General features: G+C 75.3%; 4 protein-coding genes and 1 pseudogene. 3 read left to right on the forward strand and 2 right to left on the reverse strand.

Features of this window, described 5'->3' with window-relative positions; translation table 11 throughout:
• Positions 1–650 (reverse strand): bifunctional DNA primase/polymerase (locus ABD317_RS32270; RefSeq protein WP_344294658.1); only part of this gene is annotated, 650 nt, incomplete at its 3' end.
• Between the two features lie 222 nt (positions 651–872).
• Here ABD317_RS32270 and ABD317_RS32275 point away from each other — a divergent pair.
• From ABD317_RS32275 to ABD317_RS32285, 3 genes are all read left to right on the forward strand, one after another.
• Positions 873–1,139, forward strand: a complete 267-nt coding sequence (locus ABD317_RS32275; protein WP_344294660.1) for a hypothetical protein — start codon at positions 873–875, stop codon at positions 1,137–1,139.
• A gap of 367 nt (positions 1,140–1,506) precedes the next feature.
• Positions 1,507–2,064, forward strand: a complete 558-nt coding sequence (locus tag ABD317_RS32280) for a SigE family RNA polymerase sigma factor (RefSeq protein ID WP_027752810.1) — start codon at positions 1,507–1,509, stop codon at positions 2,062–2,064.
• A 182-nt stretch (positions 2,065–2,246) separates the two neighbouring features.
• Entirely contained in the window at positions 2,247–3,899 is a 1,653-nt protein-coding gene (locus tag ABD317_RS32285) for a long-chain fatty acid--CoA ligase (protein WP_344294663.1), read from the forward strand.
• 125 nt (positions 3,900–4,024) lie between these two features.
• Here the strand turns inward: ABD317_RS32285 and ABD317_RS32290 are convergent.
• Positions 4,025–6,266: pseudogene (locus ABD317_RS32290) on the reverse strand (PAS domain-containing protein); the annotation flags it as partial.

The raw sequence follows: 6,266 nt of genomic DNA on the forward strand, positions 1-6,266 counted from the left end.
GGGGGGGGGGGGGGGGGGGGGGGGGGGGGGGGGGGGGGGGGGGGGGGGGGGGGGGTCAGGAGGCGGAGGAGGGCTCTCGGGGCCGGGGCCGGGGTGCGGGTGGAGCGGGGGGCCAGGCGGTACGCGCCGTGCAGGGTGCGGGAGCCGGGGCCGGCGACGTAGCCGCCCGTGCCGCGGACGTCGACGCCGGGGGCGAGGCGGCCCGCGGAGTTGGGGACGGTGCGGCCGGGGCGGCCGGTGAGCCAGATGTGCCGGCCGCCGCTCGGGGTGCGGACGACGACCGTGGGCGGCAGCACGATCCGGTGCGCGGCGAGCAGCGACTCGAACACCCCGAGCGCGTCCGTCCCCGTCTTCACGTCGAGGTCGAGCCCGATCAGGTGATGCGGCGGCCGGCCGCACGCGATGCCGTACCCCGTCGCCCAGGGCGCGGCGGCGAACAGGGTGTGTATCGCGTCGGCGTCGGTGGTCGCGTCGTACACGCCGTGGCCTATGCGCCCGCACTCCCCGCGGCAGGGCACCCGCGGCCAGTCGGCGTGGTGCGGGGAGCGGACCGCGGGCTGCTTCGCGCGGGACAGCGGGAAGACGGGCAGGCCGCGGCGGGCGGCGGCCAGCGCGGCGGTCAGGGCGTAGCTGTGTACGGAGCTGTCCATGGCTCCAGTCTCGTACGAATGTTCGATAGCCGAAAGCGTTCGGCTGTGCGGGTTTACCCGGCGTCGGCCATGCCTGCGGGGGAACCGGGCACCGTTCCGCGATAGTCCCGGGATCCCCGGGCAACGATGATCTCGCGACGTCGCACACCGCCGGAGAGGCGGCCGGAACCCCCGGTCGACCACCGGCAACGGAACCGTCTTCCGTTACCTAGGAGGAACCAGATGGCACGCACTCGCACGGCCCGCGTCCTGGCCGCGGCAGCTTCTCTGCCGCTCGCTGTCGCGCTCTTCGGAGGAGTGGCACACGCGGACAACGGGATCACCGGCCAGCTCGGCGGCGTCGGCGGCCTCAACCTCGGCAACAGCGCCCAGACCCAGCAGGTCCACAGCGGCCTCGGCACCAACGAGTCCAACACCGCCAACGTCCAGGGCCTGGGCAACTACGTCAACCAGTCGGACACGGTGGTCGTCTTCACCAACCTCTGGTAGGACACGCGGTTCGGGGTGCTCATGGGGAGGCCGCGCGGCCGCACCGTCACGGTGCCGGCCGCGCGCCCGCTTCCGTTCCCGGTGACGGTTCCGCGGGGGCTTCCCGCTCGGAATCGAGTACTTCCGCCGCCGCGCCTCGTGCATACGCACTACGCTCGGCTTCGTCCGGCTTCCCGGCCCGTGCGGCAGCGCGGCCCGCGCACCGGCCGCGACCATAGGACCGCCGGCCTAGTACCCGGACGGGTATCCTGGCCCGCCCTCCACCTACGGGAGGTCCGGCCGGCCGCGCACCTACTCCCTCGGGTGGAGCCTGCATCGCGACTTACGGGCGATCCGCCGACCAGGGTGCCGCTTCTAGCGTGGAGCCATGTCCACAGCCAGCAGTGCCGACGCCCCCGCGGCGGACACATCGCGCCCGCCCCTTCCGACCTTCGCGGCGTACGTGACGCGGCGGGGGCCGGTGCTGCTGCGCACCGCGCGCTCCCTGACCACGAGCCCCTGGGACGCCGAGGACCTGCTGCAGACCGCGCTGGCGCAGACCTACCTGGCCTGGGACCGGATCGAGGACCCCCGCGCACTCGACGGCTACGTGCGCCGCGCGCTGCTCAACACCCGCACCTCGCAGTGGCGCAAGCGCCGCGTCGACGAGTACGCCGCGGGCGACGACCTCCCCGAGCCCGCCCCCGTCCCCGGCCCCGACCCGGCGGAGCACCAGGCGATGCGCGACGCGATGTGGCGCGCGGTGCTGCGGCTGCCGGAGCGGCAGCGGGCGATGGTGGTGCTGCGGTACTACGAGGACCTGAGCGAGGCGCAGACGGCGGCCGTGCTGGGGGTGTCGGTCGGGACGGTGAAGAGCGCGGTCTCGCGCGCGCTGGCGAAGCTCCGGGAGGACACGGGGCTGGGGGCGCTGGCACAGGCGGCGTAGCGACCCCCGCGTACGGGCGCCACTCGCGTACGGGCGCCACTCGCCTGCGGCGCGCAGACACCCCCGCCCGAGGTAGTGACAACGTGCTCGGCCGCCAGCAGAATCAGCGCCAGCGATTACTGGCGCGTAACCGCTGTGTGTCTCTGCGTGTCTGTACGTGTCCTACCCCCGGGAGGCCCTCCGTGTTGAGCACGATGCAGGACGTACCGCTGACCATCTCCCGGATCGTGACCCACGGTTCGACCGTCCACGGCTCCGCCCGAGTCCTCACCTGGACCGGCGCCAACGAGCCGCCGCAGGCCAGGACCTACGCCGCCGTCGGCGCCCGCGCCGCGCAGCTCGCGTACGCGCTCCGCGACGAGCTGGGCGTACGGCAGCAGGAGCCGGTCGGCACCCTCATGTGGAACAACGCCGAGCACCTGGAGGCGTACCTCGCCCTGCCCGCCATGGGCTCCGTACTGCACACCCTCAACCTCCGCCTCGACCCGCGCCAGCTCACGTGGATCGTCAACCACGCGCGCGACCGCGTCATCCTCGCCAACGGCACCCTCCTCCCCCTCCTCGTCCCGCTGCTGCCGCAGCTGCCCGCCGTCGAGCACGTCGTCGTCGCCGGCCCCGGCGACCGCTCGCTCCTCGACGGCACCCACGTCACCGTCCACGAGTACGAGGAACTCATCGCCGGCCGCCCCGAGTCGTACGACTGGCCCGTGCTCGACGAACGCGAGGCCGCCGCCCTCTGCTACACCTCCGGCACCACCGGCGACCCCAAGGGCACCCTCTACAGCCACCGCTCCGTCTACCTGCACTCCCTCGGCGTCCTCGCCGCCGAGTCCTTCGGCATCACCCCGCGCGACCTCGCGCTGCCGATCGTGCCGATGTTCCACGTCAACGCCTGGGGCCTGCCGCACGCCGCCTTCATGGCGGGCACCTCCCTGCTGATGCCCGACCGCTTCCTCCAGCCCGGCCCGATCGCCGACATGATGGAGATCTGCCGGCCCACCGTCAGCGGCGCGGTCCCCACCATCTGGCAGGGCCTCCTCAACGAACTCGACGCCCGGCCCCGCGACGTCTCCTCCGTGCACACCGCCATCATCGGCGGCTCGGCCTGCCCGCCCCAGCTCATGCGGGGCTTCGAGGAGCGGCACGGCATCCGCGTCGTCCAGGCGTGGGGCATGACGGAGACCTCGCCGCTGGGCTGCATCGCGCACCCGCCGCCCGGCCTGGAGCCGGCCGAGGAGTACCCGTACCGGCTGATGCAGGGGCGCTTCCCCGCCACGGTGGAGGCGCGGCTGCGCGGGCCCGACGGGACCCTGCTGCCGAAGGACGGCGAGTCGGCGGGGGAGCTGGAGGTACGCGGGCCGTGGATCACGGGCGCGTACTACGGGGGCGCGGACGGCGAGCCGTTCCGGCCGGAGGACAAGTTCAGCGAGGACGGCTGGCTGCGCACCGGCGACGTCGGCACGATCACGGCCGACGGCTACCTGACGCTGACGGACCGGGCGAAGGACGTCATCAAGTCCGGCGGCGAGTGGATCTCGTCGATGGAGCTGGAGAACCACCTGATGGCCCACCCGGACGTCACGGAGGCGGCGGTCATCGCCGTACCGGACGAGAAGTGGGACGAACGGCCGCTGGCGGCGGTGGTGGTGCGCGAGGGCGCGGAGGTGACGTACGAGGAGCTGCGGGCGCACCTCGGGGAGCGGATCGCGAAGTGGCAGCTGCCGGAGCGGTGGGCGCGGATCGGGGAGGTGCCGAAGACGAGCGTGGGGAAGTTCGACAAGAAGGTGCTGCGGCGGCGGTACGCGGACGGGGAGTTGCCGGTCACGCGGCTGTGACGCGCCGGTGCGTCTGGTGCGTCTGGTGCGTCTGGTGTGCCGGTGTGTCTGGTGCCTGTCCGGCCGCCGGGTCGTCGTCTGGCCGGTTTGTCCGGGCCGGTTGCGGTGCGGGGCGGGTGCGCCGGTTACGTCGTACCGATCTTGGCGAGGAGGTCGACGATCCGGTTCTGCACCTCCGCGCTCGTCGACCGCTCCGCCAGGAACAGCACCGTCTCCCCCGACCGCAGCCGCGGCAGCTCGGCGCGGTTGATGTCGACGGCCGTGTACACCACCATCGGCGTCCGGTTCAGCAGCCCGTTCGCGTTCAGCCAGTCCACGATGCCCGTACGCCTGCGGCGGATCCGCATCAGGTCCATCACGACCAGGTTCGGCCGGAAGCGGGTCGCCAGGTCCACCGCCTGCTCGTCCGACGCGGCGTGCATGACCTGCATGCCGCGCCGCTCCAGGGTCGCCGCCAGGGCGTCCGCGATGTCCGGGTTCTCCTCGAAGAGGAGCACGCGCGGCGGGTGCTGCTCGCTGTCGCGCGGCGCGAGCGCCTTCAGCAGCACCGCCGGGTCCGCCCCGTACGCCGCCTCCCGCGTCGCCTGCCCGAGGCCGGCCGTGACCAGCACCGGCACGGACGCCTTCACCGCCGCCGTCCGCAGCGACTGCAGCGCGGTGCGCGTGATCGGGCCGGTGAGCGGGTCCACGAAGAGCCCGGCGGGGGAGACGGAGATCTGCGCGTCCAGCTCCTCGCGGGAGTGAACCACGACGGGGCGGTAGTTGCGGGCGGTCAGCGCCTGCTGCGTGGCGGCGTCGGGCTCGGGCCAGACGAGCAGCCGGCGCGGGTTGTCCAGCGGCTCGGGCGGCATCTCGTCGTCGAGGCGCAGCGGGGTCGTCTCGGGGTCCTGCGCGGCCACCTCGACGACGCCGTGCCGGCCGTCGAGCGGCTCGGGGCCCTCGGCGGCGGACGCGTCGGGGGCTCCTATGGCGAAGGCCCGTCCGATGGCGTCGCGCCGGGTACCGGCGCCGGGGCGGGACGGCTGGCGGTGCTGTTGGGGGTGGGACTGGGAGTGGGGGTGGGGGTGGGGCTGGGATTGCTGCTGGGGGCGGGCGGCTGTGTCGGCCGGTTCGCCGTCGTCCCCGGGCGGGCCGCCGTCCGCAGGGGTGCCGGCGCCGAGGCGGCGCCGACGGCCGCCGGTGTGCTCGTCGGCGGCGTCGTACGGGGCGTGGGCGGGGGCGGGCGCGGGGTTGCCGGCGGAGGCGTAGGGGTCGTACGCGGAGTCGTTGGCGGCGTCGTACGGGTCGTACGGGGTGTGGGCGCCGGCTTCGGGGGTGTCGGGGGCGTCGTAGGCATCGGGGTCTTCGGGGTCTTCGGGGTATTCGGAGTACTCGGGCTCGGGGTACTCGGGGCGCTCGGGGTTTTCGGCGTTGCCGGGGCGGTGTGGTCCGCCGCTGCCCTGGTCGCCTTGGCCGCCCTGGCTGCCCTGGCCGCCCTGTGAGGGCGGGCCGGCGGACTGGTCGACGTAGGCCACGCCCTGGCCGAGGGTGCGCACGCTGATCGGGCCCGACTGCTGCGCGGGCAGGGCCGGCATCGCGGGGGTCGCCGCGGAGCGGGCGAAGCGGGTGGCGCCGCCGGTGGTGGCGGGGGCGGAGCCGGTCGCGGCGGGGCGGGGGTCCGGGGCGTCGGCCGGGGTGGCCTGGGTGCGCGCGGGCTCCGCGGCGGGGCGGGGTGGCGCCTGGGGCGCGGCCGCGGGCGGGGCGGGGGTGTTTCCGGTGTTGGGTGCGTTCGGGGCGTTCGGCGCGTTGGGGGCGTTCGCGGTGGGGGACGGGGCGGGCCGGTGCGGGTGGGCGGCGGCGCGGCGCGGGTCGACGCCGCGGGCGGGGGTCTGCATCTCGTGCCGCGGGTCCGCGGGCGCGGAGGGCTGGCCGGAGGCGGGGCCGCCGTGGGTGCGGGGGTCGTCGGGGGCGGGGGTGCCGCCTTGCGTGCGGGTGTCGCCTTGCGTGCGCGGGTCGTGTTGTGCGCGTGGGTCGTGCTGCGCGGGGACGCTCGGGGTGGCGTTGCCGCGGCGGGGGCGTTCGGCGCCCGGGGTGCCGTGGGCGGGGTGCGGAGTCTGCGAGGTGCGTACGGCACCGACCTCGCCCGTGTCGTCGACGGCACCGGTATCGGGAGCTTCGGCGCCGGGGTGCGCGCCGCGGTTGCCGTCGTGCGGGTAGGGGCCGGTGTCCGGGTCCTGTACGGGGCGGCCGGTGGGCCGGCGGGGGTCGCGCGTGGCGTAGGGGGGCGGGGCGTCGTCGTAGGCGCCGGGGCGGGGGGTGTCGGGGTGCGGCGCGGGGTGCTGCGGTGCGGGGTGCTGCGGCGCGGGGCCGGGGTGCGGCGTGTGGGGG

Source organism: Streptomyces synnematoformans (assembly GCF_039531005.1).
Lineage (GTDB): Bacteria > Actinomycetota > Actinomycetes > Streptomycetales > Streptomycetaceae > Streptomyces > Streptomyces synnematoformans.

Coding starts and splice junctions, on each gene's coding strand:
- ABD317_RS32275 (WP_344294660.1), top strand. CDS start 873: ATGGCACGCACTCGCACGGCCCGCGTCCTGGCCGCGGCAGCTTCTCTG.
- ABD317_RS32280 (WP_027752810.1), top strand. CDS start 1,507: ATGTCCACAGCCAGCAGTGCCGACGCCCCCGCGGCGGACACATCGCGC.